At 66.2% G+C, this 16,835-nt stretch carries 15 protein-coding genes; 12 read left to right on the top strand and 3 right to left on the bottom strand.

The window, feature by feature from the left end; all coding sequences use genetic code 11:
• Window positions 1-28 precede the first annotated feature (28 nt).
• From AC1DVA_RS11870 to AC1DVA_RS11850, 5 genes are all read left to right on the top strand, one after another.
• Window positions 29-2,731, top strand: a complete 2,703-nt coding sequence (locus AC1DVA_RS11870; RefSeq protein ID WP_265050283.1) for a sensor histidine kinase — start codon at window positions 29-31, stop codon at window positions 2,729-2,731.
• Window positions 2,728-3,420 carry a response regulator transcription factor gene (locus AC1DVA_RS11865; protein WP_265050282.1) on the top strand — a complete coding sequence of 231 codons (693 nt, stop codon included), beginning with the start codon at window positions 2,728-2,730 and terminating at the stop codon, window positions 3,418-3,420. The genes AC1DVA_RS11870 and AC1DVA_RS11865 overlap by 4 nt, the downstream gene beginning before the upstream one ends.
• A gap of 11 nt (window positions 3,421-3,431) precedes the next feature.
• Window positions 3,432-3,872: a PTS sugar transporter subunit IIA gene (locus AC1DVA_RS11860; RefSeq protein ID WP_265050281.1), complete on the top strand. Its 441-nt coding sequence runs from the start codon at window positions 3,432-3,434 to the stop codon at window positions 3,870-3,872.
• A gap of 205 nt (window positions 3,873-4,077) precedes the next feature.
• Window positions 4,078-4,767, top strand: coding sequence for an invasion associated locus B family protein (locus AC1DVA_RS11855; protein ID WP_265050280.1), 690 nt, complete (start codon window positions 4,078-4,080; stop codon window positions 4,765-4,767).
• A 168-nt stretch (window positions 4,768-4,935) separates the two neighbouring features.
• Window positions 4,936-7,335 carry a transketolase-like TK C-terminal-containing protein gene (locus AC1DVA_RS11850; protein WP_265050279.1) on the top strand — a complete coding sequence of 800 codons (2,400 nt, stop codon included), beginning with the start codon at window positions 4,936-4,938 and terminating at the stop codon, window positions 7,333-7,335.
• A 51-nt stretch (window positions 7,336-7,386) separates the two neighbouring features.
• On the opposite strand, the gene AC1DVA_RS11845 is transcribed toward AC1DVA_RS11850, so the two are convergent.
• Together AC1DVA_RS11845 and AC1DVA_RS11840 are read right to left on the bottom strand one after the other, a co-directional pair.
• Complete coding sequence (locus AC1DVA_RS11845) at window positions 7,387-7,692, bottom strand: hypothetical protein (RefSeq protein WP_265050278.1); 306 nt, start codon at window positions 7,690-7,692, stop codon at window positions 7,387-7,389.
• 115 nt (window positions 7,693-7,807) lie between these two features.
• The gene (locus tag AC1DVA_RS11840) at window positions 7,808-8,896 is read right to left on the bottom strand and encodes a hypothetical protein (protein WP_476806020.1); all 1,089 of its coding nucleotides are present in this window, start codon (window positions 8,894-8,896) and stop codon (window positions 7,808-7,810) included.
• Window positions 8,897-9,370: 474 nt separating this feature from the next.
• Between AC1DVA_RS11840 and AC1DVA_RS11835 the strand changes: the two genes are divergently transcribed.
• Entirely contained in the window at window positions 9,371-10,405 is a 1,035-nt protein-coding gene (locus AC1DVA_RS11835) for an aspartate-semialdehyde dehydrogenase (RefSeq protein ID WP_476806019.1), read from the top strand.
• 202 nt (window positions 10,406-10,607) lie between these two features.
• Window positions 10,608-11,507, top strand: coding sequence for a DMT family transporter (locus AC1DVA_RS11830; RefSeq protein ID WP_265050275.1), 900 nt, complete (start codon window positions 10,608-10,610; stop codon window positions 11,505-11,507).
• 13 nt (window positions 11,508-11,520) lie between these two features.
• Here the strand turns inward: AC1DVA_RS11830 and AC1DVA_RS11825 are convergent, their stop codons facing one another.
• The gene (locus AC1DVA_RS11825; protein WP_265050274.1) at window positions 11,521-12,189 is read right to left on the bottom strand and encodes a TetR/AcrR family transcriptional regulator; all 669 of its coding nucleotides are present in this window, start codon (window positions 12,187-12,189) and stop codon (window positions 11,521-11,523) included.
• A gap of 149 nt (window positions 12,190-12,338) precedes the next feature.
• On the opposite strand from AC1DVA_RS11825, the gene AC1DVA_RS11820 reads away from it, so the two are divergent.
• The 5 genes from AC1DVA_RS11820 to bfr all read left to right on the top strand — a co-directional run bounded on the left by AC1DVA_RS11820 (window position 12,339) and on the right by bfr (window position 16,806).
• Window positions 12,339-13,547, top strand: coding sequence for an HlyD family secretion protein (locus AC1DVA_RS11820; protein ID WP_265050273.1), 1,209 nt, complete (start codon window positions 12,339-12,341; stop codon window positions 13,545-13,547).
• 21 nt (window positions 13,548-13,568) lie between these two features.
• Window positions 13,569-15,158 (top strand): DHA2 family efflux MFS transporter permease subunit, encoded by a 1,590-nt coding sequence (locus AC1DVA_RS11815; protein ID WP_476806018.1) that lies wholly within the window; start codon window positions 13,569-13,571, stop codon window positions 15,156-15,158.
• A gap of 214 nt (window positions 15,159-15,372) precedes the next feature.
• Window positions 15,373-15,906 carry an iron response transcriptional regulator IrrA gene (gene irrA, locus AC1DVA_RS11810; protein ID WP_265050272.1) on the top strand — a complete coding sequence of 178 codons (534 nt, stop codon included), beginning with the start codon at window positions 15,373-15,375 and terminating at the stop codon, window positions 15,904-15,906.
• The gene (locus tag AC1DVA_RS11805; RefSeq protein WP_265050271.1) at window positions 15,903-16,193 is read left to right on the top strand and encodes a (2Fe-2S)-binding protein; all 291 of its coding nucleotides are present in this window, start codon (window positions 15,903-15,905) and stop codon (window positions 16,191-16,193) included. The genes irrA and AC1DVA_RS11805 overlap by 4 nt, the downstream gene beginning before the upstream one ends.
• Window positions 16,194-16,311: 118 nt before the next feature.
• Window positions 16,312-16,806, top strand: coding sequence for a bacterioferritin (gene bfr, locus AC1DVA_RS11800; protein WP_265050270.1), 495 nt, complete (start codon window positions 16,312-16,314; stop codon window positions 16,804-16,806).
• Window positions 16,807-16,835 lie beyond the last annotated feature (29 nt).

The raw sequence follows: 16,835 nt of genomic DNA, 5'->3' as shown, positions 1-16,835 counted from the left end.
CGCGCCTTTTGAGGATTTTTGTCTACCCATGCCGGACGAGCTTCGTACCGAGCCGCCAAGGCCTTCGCCGGATGCGCTGCTGGAGCAGGTCCGCGGCGGGATGCGTGGCCGGCTGAAGATCTTCCTCGGTGCCGCGCCCGGCGTCGGCAAGACCTACGAGATGCTGTTGGCCGGCCGGGCCCGTCGCGCCGAGGGCGTCGACGTCATCATCGGCATCGTCGAGACGCATGGCCGGCACGAGACGCAGGCGCTGATCGAGGGTTATGAGGTGGTGCCGCGGGTCGAGGTCGCCTATCGCGGCCAGAGCGTCGAGGAGATGGACCTCGATGCGGTTCTGGCGCGGCGGCCGGCGCTCGTCCTCGTCGACGAACTGGCTCACACCAACGCGCCGGGCAGCCGCCATCCGAAACGCTATCTCGACGTTCTCGAGCTGATCGAGCGCGGCATCGACGTCTACACCACGCTCAACATCCAGCATGTCGAGAGCCTCAACGACGTCGTCGCGCAGATCACCCGCATCCGCGTGCGGGAAACCGTGCCGGATTCCATCATCGACCGGGCCGATGCGATCGAGATCATCGACCTCACGCCTGAGGACCTGATCAAGCGGCTCGACGAGGGCAAGGTCTATCTGCCGGAGACCGCCAAGCGCGCCGTCTCCAATTATTTCTCGCCGGGCAACCTGACGGCGCTGCGCGAGCTGGCGCTGCGGCGCACGGCGCAGCGGGTCGACGACCAGCTGCTCAGCCATATGCAGGCGCATGCGATTCCGGGACCATGGGCGGCGGGCGACCGGCTGATCGTCTGCATCGACGGCAGCACGCGGGCCGCTTCGCTGGTGCGCCATGCCCGGCGGCTCGCCGAGAAGCTGAAGGCATCCTGGACCGCGCTGCATATCGAGGCGCCCGGCCGCGCCGGACCCTCGGAAGCCGAGAAGGACAGGCTCTCCGCTGCGATGCGGCTCACGGAGCAGCTTGGCGGCGAGGCGGTGATCCTGCCGGGGGAGACCGTCGTTGACGAGGTGCTGCGCTATGCCACCTCCAAGAATGTCAGCCATATCGTCATCGGCTCGCCGGGCGTCTCGCGCTGGCGGGAGGTCCTGTTCGACTCGGTCGCGCAGGCGCTGATCCGTGGCGCCGGCGACATCAGCGTCCACGTGATTCCGGGGCAGGAGGCGGGTGCCGAGGAAGTCCGGATCGCCAAATCCGCGGGCCAGCGCCGGATCGAGCCGGGGCCGTATCTCGCGGGCATCGTCTTCGTCGCGGCGGCCGCCGGCCTCGGCACATTGCTCAACCTGTTTCTCGACGTTCGCAATATCGCGCTCGTCTTCCTGATGGCGGTGCTGACCTCGGCGGTGACGGCGGGGTTGTGGCCGGCGCTGTTCACCTCGGTGATCGGTGCGCTGGCCTTCAATTTCTTCTTCCTGCCGCCGCTCTACACCCTCAACATCAGCGACCCCGAAAGCGTGCTCGCCTTCGCCTTCTTCCTGGTGGTCGCCCTGATCGCGAGCAATCTCACCGCCCGTGTCCAGCGCCAGGCGGCGGCGGCACGCCAGCGGGCGCGGACGACCGAAGACCTCTACCTGTTCTCGCGCAAGCTCGCCGGGACCGGTACGCTCGACGACGTGCTCTGGGCGAGCGCCTACCAGATCGCGGCGATGCTGCGCGTGCGCGTGGTCATCCTGCTGCCGGAAGCCAACAGCATCGCGGTCAGGGCCGGCTATCCGCCCGACGACAGCCTGGTCGATGCCGACATCGCCGCCGCCCACTGGGCCTGGGAGCATGATCGCCCGGCCGGGCGCGGCGCCGATACGCTGCCCGGCGCAAAACGGCTCTATCTGCCGCTGCGAACCGGGCGGGGCGCCATCGGCGTGATCGGGCTCGACAGCGACAAGCCAGGCGCGCTGCTGACGACCGAGCAGCAGCGCCTGTTCGACGCGCTGGCCGATCAGGCGGCGATCGCGATCGAGCGGGTGCAGCTCGCTGCCGACGTCGACAAGGCGAAGCTCGCTGCCGAGGCGGACCGCTTGCGCTCGGCGCTGCTGACCTCGATCTCTCATGATCTCAAGACACCGCTCGCCGGGATCATGGGCGCAGCCGGCACGCTGCGCGACTACGGCAAGGCCATTCCCGAAGGAGACCGCTCCGAGCTGCTGGGCACGGTGGTCGAGGAGGCCGAGCGACTCAACCGCTTCATCGCCAACCTGCTCGACATGACGCGGATCGAGGCCGGCGCGATGGAGCCGAATTATGCCCTGCTCGATGTCGGTGACGTCGTCGGCGCGGCGCTGCGGCGCGCCGGCAAGATTACGCGCGGGCACAGCATCGACCTGTCCCTGGCGCCGAACCTGCCGATGCTGCGGCTCGACCCCGTGCTGTTCGACCAGGTCCTGTTCAATCTGATCGACAACGCGGCCAAATACGCGCCGGACGGCACGACGATCGGGGTCCGCGCCCGCTCGGAAGGCGAGGTGGTGGTGCTGGATATTCTCGATGAAGGGCCGGGCCTCCCGCCGGCCGATCTCGAACGGATCTTCGACAGCTTCTACCGCGTCGGCAAGGGCGATCAGGTCCGCGCCGGCACCGGGCTTGGCCTCGCGATCTGCCGCGGCTTCGTCGAGGCGATGGGCGGGACGATCACCGCGGCCAACCGCAGGGACCGGCAGGGCGCGGTGTTCACGATCCGCATGCCGATCCCACCCGAGGCTCACCAAATGAAGGTATTGCCATGACCACGATGGCCGTCCGGGTGCTCGTCGTCGACGACGAGCCGCCGATCCGCAAGCTGCTGCGCGTCGGGCTGGGGACCGAGGGCTATACGATCAGCGAGGCCGTCAACGCGAAGGACGCGATCGCACGGATCAATGCCGAGGCGCCCGATCTGGTTCTGCTCGATCTCGGCCTGCCGGACATGACCGGCCAGGAACTCCTGCGCCTCTGGCGCGGCGAGGGACGAACGCTGCCCGTCGTCATCCTGTCGAGCCGCACCGACGAGGCCGGCATCGTCCAGGCGCTGGAAGCCGGGGCCGACGATTACGTTACCAAGCCCTTCGGTATGCGCGAGCTGGCGGCGCGGCTGCGCGTGGCATTGCGCCACAAGCTGCACCAGCAGGGCGAGAAGCCGATCTTCCGCACGGGCGAGCTCTCGGTCGATCTGGTGCGCCGGATCGTGCAGGTCGGCGGTGCCGAGGTGAAGCTCTCGCCCAAGGAATACGACATCCTGCGGGCGCTGGTGCAGCATGCCGGCAAGGTCCTGACCCATCGGCATCTGCTGAAGGAGGTCTGGGGTGGCAACGAGGACGTGCAGTATCTGCGTGTCTATATCCGGCAGCTGCGCCAGAAGATCGAGCCGGTTCCCGAGCAGCCGCACTACATCACGACCGAGCCAGGCGTCGGCTACCGATTGCGCGAGAGCGACTGACGGCGATGAAGATGTCCGATCTGATCACGCCCGGTGCCATCCTGACCGGGCTCAAGGTGTCGTCGAAGGAGCAATGCCTGGATCGCCTCTCGCAGCATGCGGCCGGGCTCATCGGCACGGCGAGCGAGGTCATCGGCTCCGCCCTGAAGCGCCGGGAAGCCCTGGGTTCGACCGGAATCGGTGGCGGCATCGCCATGCCTCATGCTCCCGTCGCCGGCCTGTCCGCGCCGATCGGCCTGCTCGCCTGCCTGGCCAAGCCAGTGGATTTCGAAGCGGTCGATGGCGAACCGGTCGATATCGTCTGCCTGATCCTCACGCCCGATGCCGCGCAGGGGCAGCATCTCAATGCGCTGGCCTGCGTCGCCCGGCGCCTCCAACGTCCGGAGGTGCGCGATGCGATCCGCCGCGCCCGCCAGCCGCAGGGCGTCCATGCCGTGCTCTGCGAAGCCTAGAGGCAGGGGGCGTGGGCGCGGCGCAGAAGCTCCGCGCGCCGTATTCGTTGCAGATATATTCCACATTCAATTCGTTAAAATGTAAAACTTGCTTGGATGTCGAGAGATAGACGTCGCTTTATTGAAGGCGGTGCGCGATTTCGCCTTCCTCTCTCGAAGAGTTTCTGCAATACCGCTGCCGACATCTTCAGCCGAACGTACCGACATGCATCGCCATCATCTTCAGACCGTCTCGTTTGCCGCCGCCCTCGTGATCGGCTCCCTCGCCGCTGCGCCCGTGCTGAGGGCCCAGGAGGAGCCTGCTCCCCAGGCAGCCCCTGCCGCGCCGCAGCGTCCCGCCGCCCCGCGTCCGGCCCCCAAGCCGCCGGCGAAGCCGGCCCAGCCGGTCGCGCAGGCTCAGCCGTCCGCTCCGGCCATCAGCCAGCCTGCCACACAGGCCGCGACGCTGCCGAACGGTGCCACCGCGATCAACGAGACCTTTGGCGACTGGACGGTCGATTGCCGGATTGCCAATGGCCAGCGCCTCTGCGTCCTGCTGCAATCGCAGGGCAACAGCCAGACCGGGCAGCGCGTCTTCGCCATCGAGCTGCGCACACCGAAGGACGGACGGGCCGAGGGTACGATCCTGTTTCCGTTCGGTATGAAGCTCGAGAGCGGCGCGGTGCTGCGGCTCGACGACAAGGATCTCGGGCAGGGCCTGCGCTTCTCGACCTGCATGGCACAGGGCTGCCTGCTGCCGATCTCCTTCCCGACGGTTGCGACGGACGCGATGAAGTCCGGCAAGATGCTGACGGTGGCGGCGCTCAACCTGGGAAACAACGAGCCGGTTTCCTTCAACGTCACGCTGACCGGCTTCGCCGCGGCGCTCGACCGCATCGCGCAGATCGACAAGTAGCCGGCATTCGGGGCCGCCGGCCGGGCACTCGTTTTGGTGATTTCCGGCGGTTCCCCGGGCTATCGTGGTGGAAGCCGCCAAAGAAGGCTGGCTCCACACTGAAATTTGGTTCGTCCTGCCAGAGCTTCCGTGCATGATCGGCTGCACTGGGGAGTTCGGGCCAAAACAATGACAACCAACGATCCGCGCCTGCCGTTTCTTGCCGAGTTGGAGAAGAAGATTCTCTGGCTGGCGTCGTGGACGATCCATAACGCCAATCATATCCGCGCGAGCGACGATGGCATGAAGGTCGGCGGCCATCAGGCCTCCTCGGCCTCTCTCGCCACCATCATGACCGCTCTCTACATGGCCGCGTTGAAGCCGCAGGACCGGGTGGCGGTGAAGCCGCATGCCTCGCCGATCTTCCACGCCATCAATTACCTGATGGGCCTGCAGACGCGCGAGAAGCTCGAGAATTTCCGCGGCTACAAGGGCGCGCAGAGCTATCCCTCCCGCACCAAGGACATCGACGACGTCGATTTTTCGACGGGGTCAGTGGGCCTTGGCGTCGCGCAGACGCTGTTCTCCTCCCTAACGCAGGACTATGTGAAGGCGCATGGCTGGGCGAAGGATCGGCCCGAAGGCCGCATGGTCTCGCTGATCGGCGATGCCGAGCTCGACGAGGGCAACATCTTCGAAGCCCTGATGGAGGGCTGGAAGCACGGCCTGCGCAATACCTGGTGGATCATCGACTATAACCGCCAGTCGCTCGATGCCGTCATCCGCGAGGGGCTCTATGACCGCTTCGAGACGATGTTCCGCAATTTCGGCTGGGATGTCGTGACGCTGAAATACGGCTCGCTGCAGCAGGCGGCGTTCAAGGAGAAGGGCGGCGACCGGCTGAAGGCCTGGATCGATTCCTGCCCGAACCAGCTCTATTCGGCACTGACCTTCCAGGGTGGCGCAGCCTGGCGCAAGCGCCTGATGGACGATCTCGGCGACCAGGGCCCGGTGACCAAGCTGATCGAGAAGCGTTCCGACGCCGAGCTTTCCAAGCTGATGTGCAATCTCGGCGGCCACGACCTGCCGTCGATCCTCGAGGCCTTCGAGGGCATCGACCATGACCGGCCGGTCTGCTTCCTCGCCTATACCGTGAAGGGCTTCGGCCTGCCGCTGGCCGGGCATAAGGACAACCATGCCGGGCTGATGACCAAGGAGCAGCTCGACGGCTTCCGCAAGGCGAACGGCGTTCGCCCCGGCCATGAATGGGATCTGTTCGAGGGGCTGGGGATGCCCGAAAGCGAGGTCCGGGCCTTCCTCGACAAGGTGCCGTTCTTCTCGCAGGGCCGCCGGCGCCTCTCCGCCGCCAAGCTGCCGGTCCCGGCGACGCTGCCGTCCGGCATCCAGGCGACGATGTCCACACAGATGGGCTTCGGCAAGGTGCTCGACGAACTCGCCAAGGCGGGCGGGCCGCTGGCCGACCGCATCGTCACGACGGCGCCGGACGTCACCGTCTCGACCAATCTCGGGCCGTGGGTGAACCGGCGCGGGCTCTTTGCCAAGGCGTCGATGGCCGACACCTTCAAGGACGAGCGCATTCCCTCTATGCAGAAATGGGAATTCTCGCCGCAGGGGCAGCATGTCGAGCTCGGCATCGCCGAGATGAACCTGTTCATCAACCTCTCGGCGCTCGGCCTCTCGCATTCGATCTTCGGGGAGCGGCTGATCCCGATCGGCACACTCTACGATCCCTTCATCTCGCGTGGGCTCGATGCGCTGAACTATGCCTGCTACCAGGACGCGCGCTTCATGGTCGTTGCGACCCCGTCCGGCGTGACGCTGGCGCCGGAGGGCGGCGCGCACCAGTCGATCGCGACGCCGCTGATCGGCATGAGCCAGGACGGGCTCTGCGCCTTCGAGCCGGCCTTCGTCGACGAGCTCGCGGTGATGATGCGCTGGTCCTTCGACTACATGCAGCGCGACGGCGAGGGCGATCCGGACGAGCGGACCTGGCTGCGCGACGAGACCGGCGGTTCGGTCTATCTGCGTCTTTCGACCCGACAGGTCGAGCAGCCGCAGCGCAAGATGACGCCGGAGCTGGAGCTCGATATCATCGACGGCGCCTATTGGCTGAGGAAGCCGGGGCCGAACGCCTCGGTCGTCGTCGCCTATACGGGTGCCGTCGCGGCGGAGGCGATCGAGGCCGTCGGGCTGCTCAGCGAGGACCGGCGCGATGTCGGGCTGCTCGCCATCACCTCGGCAGACCGGCTCAATGCCGGCTGGCAGGCGGCGGAACGGGCGCGCCAGCGCGGCAACGCTGCGGCGACGAGCCATATCGAGCGGCTGCTCGGCGAATTGTCACGCGATTGCGGCATCGTCTCGGTGCTGGACGGGCATCCGGCGACCCTGGCCTGGCTCGGCAGCGTCCATGGCCACAGGCAGAAGGCGCTCGGCGTCGAGCATTTCGGCCAGACCGGCACGGTTGCCGATCTCTACCGGCATTTCGGCATCGACGCGAATGCGATCGTCCATGCCGCGAACGCGGCCGCGCCGGGGCGGCCGGTGCGTTATCTCAAGGCGTTGCCCTGAACGACATGCGTCATCCCGTGCGCGCCGCAGCACGCACGTGATGACGCTGGCTCAGAAGCGCGGTGTCGCGAAGGTATTGGCGAACGGGTTGACGCCGGCGCCGATGCGGCCGGGCAGAGTGCCTTCGCCATAGAGCTCGCCGGTGCTGGCATAAACCGGCGAGGCATAGCTGTGCTGGTTGGCGTAGCGGTTCAGCGAGCCGACGGGAACGACGTTGCCGGCGTCGAAGTAGCTGCGCTTCTGGATGGTGACGCGCAGGGGACCGCGCCGGCTCTGGGCCTCGGCGATGGTGGTCATGACGGTCGATGCCGCCAGAGCGATGGTGAGGGCAGTGGCAACACGCTTGAACGGCGTCATGGCGGCGATCTCCGGGAGTGGATGCACCCACTCGATGTAAGCATCCTTAATCCGGCGCAAAGAGTAGCGCGCTGTCGTTAACAACTTTGTTAGCGCCGATGAGTTTCGCGGAGCGTCAGGGCTGGCGTCGAGCCGGTTTGTCGCGATTCCTGCGGATCTCGCTGGCGGGGCGCGCGGGATCGGCGCTGGCGGTCTTCATCCGCAGGGCCGGCAGGTTGCCATCGACGTCGAGCCAGGAGGTTTTCGGGCCACTGGCCGAGAGGCGTGGCGGGGCGCAACCCGGCTGGCGCTTGAGCTCGCTGCTGGCAAAGACGGCGCGCAACTCCTGATCGGCCCCGGCATTGGCAAGATCGAGCCGGTCGATGAGGCAGGTCAGCTGCCGGCGATCGCTCGGCTTGGACGCGGCGCACCACCAGCCGCTCATCGCGAAGGTCGCTTCGCCCGGCGGCGTGCGGAAGGCGACGCAGGAGCGGCTTTCCGCGCCTTCGCCCAGGACGACATCGGCTGTTTCCAATGGGCCGAACCGGGTCTCGGTCGGGATGGGAGCGCTGCTGCGTTCGATGGCGTGTCCACGCTGAGCGGTGTCATGCACCAGCGCAACCATGAAGGAGCGGCTGCCGGCGGCGGCGCCCTCTCCGGTGGCGAGGCGCAGAACGAGATGCGCTTTCGGCTCGGCAAAGCTGCCGAAGCTCAGAAGATCCTCACGCCGGCTGCCGTCCTGGCTGCGTCGGGTTTCGAGAGACGGGGCTTCCCGGCCGAGTTCTGAAGCCTCCAGGCTGAACATCGCCATGGGGCGGGGGATCGCGACCCAATCCTCCGCAGTGGCAGATTGGCGTGGCCGGCGTGGGGTTGCTGCACCCTGAGCCATGGGATTTGCGGAAGGAAGGGCAAGGCTGGCGAGCCTCGGCTGATCTTCGTCCTTGGCCGAAAGGCCGGTGACCAGGATGGCTGTCATGCCGATGCCGCCCAGCGCTGCCGCGCAGCGCCAGGCGAGCGCTCCCGTCAGGCCGAGTCCGCGGCGTGGCAGGAGATGACGGCCGAGCCGCAGGGTCCAGCGGAAGCTGGCTTCGATGCGGTCGGCACAGCTGATGAGGAGCGGTACGGCGTCGATCCCGGCGATGCGCGCCGTGATGTTGCGGCCGATGGCAAGGGCACGGGCGAGCCACGGCCTGAGCCGATCGAGCCCTGCCTGCAACCTCGACACCACATCGACCCAATGCAAACGCGAACCACCATTCCCATGCCGCGTCACGGCGGCTCGCCCTTCGTTCGGGGCGCAGGCTGGCCGCGAAGAGTCGCCGGGCGGTTACCGGCCGATGCCGATCGGTCGGCAGCATGAACGTTCGGTCAACGAGCAGGGTTAATGGCCGGCGCTTGCCGGATCGTCAGGGGGAGATTGACTTTTTCGCGCGGCGGGTGTTCTGACAGGGCCGTGGTGCAGCGATGCGCCGCGAGCGAAGTTTTCAGCCCTTCGGGATTGGCTCTGTGACTGTCCGTCAGACGACGAAACTCACGACCAAAACGACGACCGGGAAAGCCGGTACGTCGCGCTGACGCTTCGCCTCGGTTCCGGGTCCATCTCCCCCCGGCGGGGGCAGATTGCCGAACCCGCCCGAGGACTGGGCGGGGCGGCCCCAAAGGGAGACCCGAACCGCTTTCATCCGCAAAGGATAACATCATGAGCTTCAAGGTCGCAGTGGTCGGTGCAACCGGCAATGTGGGCCGCGAGATGCTGGACATTCTCGCAGAGCGCGCCTTCCCGGTCGGCGAGGTCGTGGCGCTGGCATCGTCCCGTTCGATCGGCACCGAGGTTTCCTTCGGCGACAGGACGCTGAAGTGCAAGGCGCTCGAGCATTACGATTTCTCCGACACCGATATCTGCCTGATGTCGGCCGGCGGCGAGGTGTCAAAGGTCTGGTCGCCGAAGATCGGCGCGCAGGGCGCCGTCGTCATCGACAATTCCTCGGCCTGGCGCACGCATCCCGACGTGCCGCTGATCGTGCCGGAGGTGAACGCCGYGGCGGCTGCCGGCTTCACCAAGATGAACATCATCGCCAACCCCAACTGCTCGACCGCGCAGCTCGTCGTGGCGCTGAAGCCGCTGCATGATCGCTTCGGCGTCAAGCGCGTCGTGGTGTCGACCTATCAGTCGGTCTCCGGCGCCGGCAAGGAAGGCATGGACGAGCTCTTCAACCAGACCCGCGCCGTGTTCTCGGCCGGCGAAGTCGAGACCAAGAAGTTCCCCAAGCGCATCTCCTTCAATCTCATTCCTCAGATCGACGTCTTCATGGAGGACGGCTTCACCAAGGAAGAGTGGAAGATGATGGTCGAGACCAAGAAGATCCTCGACCCGAAGATCAAGCTGACCGCGACCTGCGTGCGCGTGCCGGTCTTCATCGGCCATTCCGAGTCGGTCAACATCGAATGCGAGAAGCCGATCACCGCCGACGAGGCGCGCGAAGTGCTGCGCACGGCGCCGGGTATCCTCGTGATCGACAAGCATGAGCCGGGTGGCTACATCACCCCGCACGAGGCGGCCGGCGAGGACGCGACCTACATCTCGCGCATCCGCGAGGACTCGACGGTCGAGAACGGGCTCGCCTTCTGGTGCGTCTCCGACAATCTGCGCAAGGGTGCGGCACTCAACGCGATCCAGATCGCCGAGGTACTGGTCAACCGCAAGCTGATCCAGCCGCGCAAGCAGGCGGCCTGAACGGGCTAGACCGGCATTTGAGGAAGGCGGGCTTCGTGCCCGCCTTTTCTTTTTGAGGCATCCGGGCCGAGAGGCCCTCCGGTGCATGGAGAACCTGCCTTCTTTGCGCAGCGGGATGCCGATCAAAACGATTAGGCTGCGTCGTAATCATAAAAATCCCGCCAAGACATTGCCGCAGCCCTTCTCTCCCGGACCCGAGCCTGTGCCTGCCACACCCGCTGCCTCGCTCCGGCGCGACAACGGCCTGCTCGGCATCGGCATCATGCTGCTCGCCACGATCTTCCTGTCGGCGGGCGATGCGGCGTCGAAATACCTCGCCGCGAGCGTGCCGGCGCTGCACATCGTCTGGCTGCGCTACATCACTTCTGCTTTCTTCCTGCTGATCATCATCGCCTGGCAGGGCCGCTCCGTTTCGCTGCGGACTCAGCGCCCGGGCATGCATCTGCTGCGCGGCGTCGGCATCATCGGTTCGTCGATCCTGTTCGTCTCGTCGCTGAAGTTCCTGCCGATCGCCGATGCGACGGCGACGAGCTTCGTCGCGCCGCTGTTCGTCACCGCGCTGTCGATCCCGCTGCTCGGCGAAAAGGTGGGCTGGCGGCGCTGGCTCGCGACCCTCATCGGCTTGATCGGGGTGCTGATCGTGGTGAGGCCGGGCGGGGCGGGGTTCCAGCCGGCGTCGCTGCTGCCGGTCTGCTCGTCGCTGAGCTGGGCGTTCTCGCTCATCATCACCCGGCTGATGAGCGGCACCGAGAGCCCGATCGCGACGGTGACCTATTCGACGGTCTTCGGCGCGCTGCTGATGACGCTGCTGCTGCCGTTGCACTGGGTCACGCCGACCTGGGAGATCGCACTGGTCGGCCTGTTCATCGGCGCGGTCTCGACGGCGGGGCACTGGTTGGTGATCATCGCCTTCCGCTTCGCCGGCGCGTCGCTGCTGGCGCCGTTCTCCTACATCCAGCTATTCTGGGCGGCGCTGTTCGGCTTCTTCCTGTTCGCGACGCTGCCGGATGTCTGGACCTTCGTCGGCGCCGTGATCATCGCGGGATCCGGCCTCTATACGGCTCATCGCGAGCGCATCCGGGCAAAGCAGGTCGCCGCTTGAAGCCCGTTTGGCGTCAGCCCTGCGGCTTGGTGGCGTAGCGCGCCATGAACATCTCGATCGCCGAGGCGACGACGCGCCGGATCTCCTCGTCGCTCGGCGGAGTGCGGACCGCGTTGAACAGGCGTGGGCGCGTCAGCGTGGCCTGGCAGAGATCGAGGAACTGGACGGCTGCGAGATAGGTGTCGTCGATCGCGAGCTTGCCCTCGGCGACCATGCGGTCGAGATAGCGTGCGATGAGCCGGGAGCCGAGCATCGGCCCGTTCTCGTAAAATTCCCGGCCGAGATCGGGCATGCGTTCGGCGACGCCGATGACGACGCGATGCGCGCTGACCGCCAGCTCGGCATTGATCATGCGCACGATGCACCGGCCGAAATTGCCCAGCGCGCGCACCGGATCGGAATCCTCGTTCAGGGCCTCGATCGCGCCGCGCTTCTGCGCCTCGCGCTCGCGCTGGATCAGCGCGACGAAGAGATGCTCCTTGTCCTGGAAGTAGACATAGAGCGTGCCCTTCGAAACATTGGCCGCCGCGGCGATGTCGTTCATGCTGGCGGCGTCGAAGCCGCGCGAGGTGAAGATCTGCAACGCGCCGTCGAGAATCTGGCGGTGCTTGTCCGGATCGGCGCCCGCAATCCGGCGATTGCGCGGGCCCGTCTTCACCGTGGGTTCAGAGGTTTCTGACATCACTTCCTGGCCCGCCCTGCGGACACTGCATGGCAACTGCGAAAAAAGAATCGAACCAACCGGTTCGATTTGACTTGATATGCATTATCGCCCGCGCTATTTCAAGCGCAATCGAACCAGGTGGTTCGAATTGACATGCAGGACGCACGATGTCTGCTGAAACCGCATCAGAACTGCGCCGCGACCGGCTGAAGCTGGTCGACGCCAAGGCCGAAACCGCCCAGCCAGCCGACCCTGCCACCGCCCGCGAGGCACGCGAGCCGCAGGCCAAGGACGCCCCGCCTGCCGCGGAGGCCGCCGATAACAAGGCCAAGAAGAGCCCGCTGAAGCGCGGCCTCCTGACCGTGGCAGCGGTCGCAGCTCTCGGCGCCGGCCTGTGGTACGGCATCGATTGGTGGCGCAATGGCCGCTTCATCATCTCGACCGACGACGCCTATGTCGGCGCCGAGATGGCGACGGTGTCGGCCAAGCTCGCGGCGAACATCGCGACCGTCTCGGTCGTGCAGAACCAGCAGGTCAAGGCCGGCCAGCCTCTCGCCGCGCTCGACGATGGCGACTGGCGCATCGCGCTCGAAAGCGCCCGCGCCAAGACCGCGACGGCGCAGGCGACGCTCGCGCGCATCGACAGCCAGATCGAAGCCGGGCGCGCGGCGCTGGTGCAGGCGCAGGCGCAGCAGAATTCCACCGAGGCGGCGGTGACCCGCACGGCCGCCGATTTCGAGCGCGCCAACAGCCTCGCCGCCAAGTCCTATGGCTCGCAGGCCACCCTCGACGCCGCGACAGCCGGGCGCGACCAGGCGATCGCGTCGCTGGCGAGCGCGAAGGCCGGCGTCATGCAGGCGCAGGCCAACATCAAGGTGCTGGAGGCGCAGCGCGTCGAAGCGGCCCGCCAGATCGACGAACTCAAGGTCGCCGAGCAGAAGGCGGAGCGCGACCTCTCCTTCACCAAGATCGCCGCGCCGATCGACGGTGTCGTCGCCAACACCAATCTCCAGCTCGGCGACCTCGTCAGCGCCGGCAAGCGGCTGATGTCGATCGTGCCGCTCGACCAGATTTATGTCGACGCGAACTTCAAGGAGACGCAGGTCGGGCCGCTAAAGGTCGGCGACAAGGCGAGCATCACGATCGATGCCCTGCCGGGGCAGGTCTTCCACGGCACGGTCAGCGGCATCGCCGGCGGCACCGGCTCGGTCTTCACGCTGCTGCCACCCGACAACGCGACCGGCAACTTCACCAAGATCGTGCAGCGCGTGCCGGTGCGTATCGCGCTCGACAAGGAATCGACCGGCAAGCATGTGCTGCGGCCGGGCATGTCGGTCGTGGTGTCGATCGATCCGCGCCCCGCCAGCCAGCGCTGAGCCCATCCCCAGGAGGCCGTCATGGCCACCGCGACCATGAACGCGCCGGCGGGAGCGCCGCCGGCCCCGGACGCCATCCCGATGCGCCGCATCTTCGCCTTCCTGGCGATGGTGTTCGGCATGTTCATGGCGATCCTCGACATTCAGATCGTCTCGGCTTCGCTGGCTGAGATCCAGGCCGGCCTGTCGGCCTCTGCCGACGAGATCGCCTGGGTGCAGACGGCCTATCTGATCGCGGAAGTGATCATGATTCCGCTCTCCGGCTATCTCAGCCGGGCGCTGTCGACGCGCGTCTTCTTCTCGATCGCCGCTGCGGGCTTCACCATCTCCAGCGTGCTCTGCGCGCAGTCGACCTCGATCAACGAGATGATCCTGTGGCGCGCCGTGCAGGGCTTCATCGGCGGCGGCATGATTCCCGGCGTCTTCGCCGCGGCCTTCACCATCTTCCCGCCCGCCAAGCGCCCGATCGTCTCGCCGCTGATCGGCCTCGTCGCGACGCTGGCGCCGACGATCGGCCCGACCATCGGCGGCTATCTCAGCCATGCCTTCTCCTGGCACTGGCTGTTCCTCGTCAACGTGGTGCCCGGCATCGGCGTGACGATCGCGGCCTGGACGCTGATCGACTTTGACAAGCCCGACCACAGCCTGATCAAGCGCTTCGACTGGCTGGGCCTCGCCGGCATGGCGGCCTTCCTGGGCAGCCTCGAATATGTGCTGGAGGAGGGGACGCGGCTCGACTGGTTCCAGAGCCACGAGATCGTATTCTTCTCGGTCGTGATGGTCTTCGGCGCGGTGCTGTTCTTCTGGCGGGCGCTGACGCGCGAGGATCCGCTGGTCGATCTCTACGCCTTCAGGAACCGCAACTTCGCCTTCGGCTCGCTGTTCTCCTTCTGCATGGGCATCGGCCTCTACGGCCTGACCTATCTTTATCCGGTCTATCTCGGGCGCGTGCGCGGCTACGACGCGCTGATGATCGGCGAGACGATGTTCGTCACGGGCCTGTCCATGTTCCTGACCGCTCCGATCGCGGGGCGGCTCTCGGCCAAGCTCGATCCGCGCATCATGATGATGATCGGCTTCGGCGGCTTCGCGGTGGGCACCTGGTGGGCCTCGTTCATCACGGCCGACTGGGATTTCCACGAGCTCCTCGTGCCGCAGATCCTGCGCGGCTGCTCGCTGATGCTGTGCATGGTGCCGATCAACAACGTCGCTCTGGGGTCGTTGCCGCCGCAGCAGCTCAAGAACGCCTCGGGCCTCTACAACCTCACGCGCAATCTCGGCGGCGCGGTGGGGCTCGCCGTCATCAACACCTTGCTGAACACCCGCACCGATCTGCACATCATGCGGCTTCACGAGATGGTCGTGTCCGGGCGGCAGGTGGCCGAGGAGGCGCTCGCCAACACCATCCAGCGCTTCGGCGACTATGGCGATGCCGCCGAGAAAATGGCGTTGGCGTTGATCAACCAGCGCGTCCACAAGCAGGCCCTGATCATGGCGTTCGGCGACGTCTTCCTCGGCCTGACGGTGATCTTCGCGAGCCTGGTCGTGCTGTCCGTCTTCCTGCGCAAGCCACCCAAGGCGGCGGCCGCCGGAGCCGGCGGCGGGCACTGACGCGGCACTGAGCGTGGCGGGGCCGGCTTTCTCTCGGGGCGCCTGGGCGTGACCGCGATTTCGTGATCGGCCGGCTGTGGGCCGCTGCCGGATGCCGCAGTCGGAACGATTGACAACTGACATCGATCTTGCCAAATATAGCAGTAATATCAGTAGTTTAGATGTTTTCTAAACTACGTGGCCGGGGCGACCGGCGTAGTGGAAGGCGTTATCGATGAGCGTTCTGACGAACAAGGATCAGGATCACAAGCCGGTGGCGGGCGACCACATTCCGTGGCCGCAGAAAAACCCGGCCTCGTGCCCGATCAGCGCCGTGAAGGCCCGTCTGCGCTCGGCCGGCCTGCGCCCGACGCGCCAGCGCATGGCGCTGGGCTGGCTGCTCTTCGCCAAGGGCGACCGCCATGTCAGCGCGGAAATGCTCTATGAGGAGGCGATCCGCGCGCGCGAGCCGCTGTCGCTTGCAACCGTCTACAACACGCTGCGCCAGTTCTCCGAAGCCGGCCTGCTGCGCCAGGTCTCGGTCTCCGGGCCGAAGACCTTCTTCGACACCAACGTGTCGGAGCATCATCATTTCTACAACGAGGACGACGAGACCGTCACCGACATCCCCGGCTCGACCATCCACGTCTCGGGCCTGCCGGAAGCGCCGGAAGGCATGCTGATCTCCTCGGTCGAAGTCATCGTGCGGCTGCGCCGCGCCGATGGCGAGGAGATCGAGACCAAGCGCGTGGTAGGCCATCACGCGTGATCGTCTGCTCCTGCAACGTTATCTCCTGCCGGCAGATCAAGGGCACCATCGCCCCTGACGGCAGTGGGCCGCGTACGGCTGGCGAGGCTTATGACTGCCTCGGCTGCAGCCCGAACTGCGGACGTTGCGCGCGCGAAGTTCGCACCATCCTGGCCGAGGCACGGGCCGCCTGCGCGACGCAGTGCAACAGCTGCGCCAGCCGCGAGATCGAGTGCGCCGTGCATGTCACGGTCGAGCGCATGCTCGAGGGCATCGAGTTCGCAGAGGACGTGGCGGCGGCTGCCTGAGGCGCCGGTCCGCTCCATTCGCTCATTCATTGGTGGGACGGTGTTTTCGCTCTTCCCTTTCGGGCCCGGCGTGAATACATTAGGATCATTCTAATGTAGTGCATCGGGGTGCTCCGCCATGAAGGGCGATAAGAAGGTCATCGAATATCTCAACAAGGGGCTGCGCTCGGAGCTCACCGCCATCAACCAGTACTGGCTGCATTACCGGATGCTCGACAATTGGGGGCTGAAGGAAATGGCCAAGACCTGGAAGAAGGAATCGATCGAGGAGATGGTCCATGCCGACCGTTTCGTCGACCGCATCCTCTTCCTCGACGGCTTCCCGAATCTGCAGACGCTCGACCAGCTGCGCATCGGCGAGAACGTCAAGGAAGTGATCGAATGCGACCTCAAGGCCGAGGTGGAAGCGCGCTCGCTCTATCAGGAAGCCGCCCGTTACTGCCGCGAAGTGGGTGATTACCCGTCCGAGGATTTGTTCAAGGCGCTGATGAAGGATGAGGAAGGCCATATCGACTTCCTCGAGACTCAGCTCGACCTGATCGGACGCATCGGCCTCGAACTCTACACCCAGAAGCATATCGGCGGCCTCGAAGGCGACGATCACAGCCACTGATAGGGTGCCCGGAGCGCGCCGCTTAGCCG

This window comes from Allobosea sp. P4_C6 (assembly GCF_056402015.1).
Note: the sequence above shows the minus strand (reverse complement) of the source record. Positions and strands in the feature narration are given on the sequence as shown.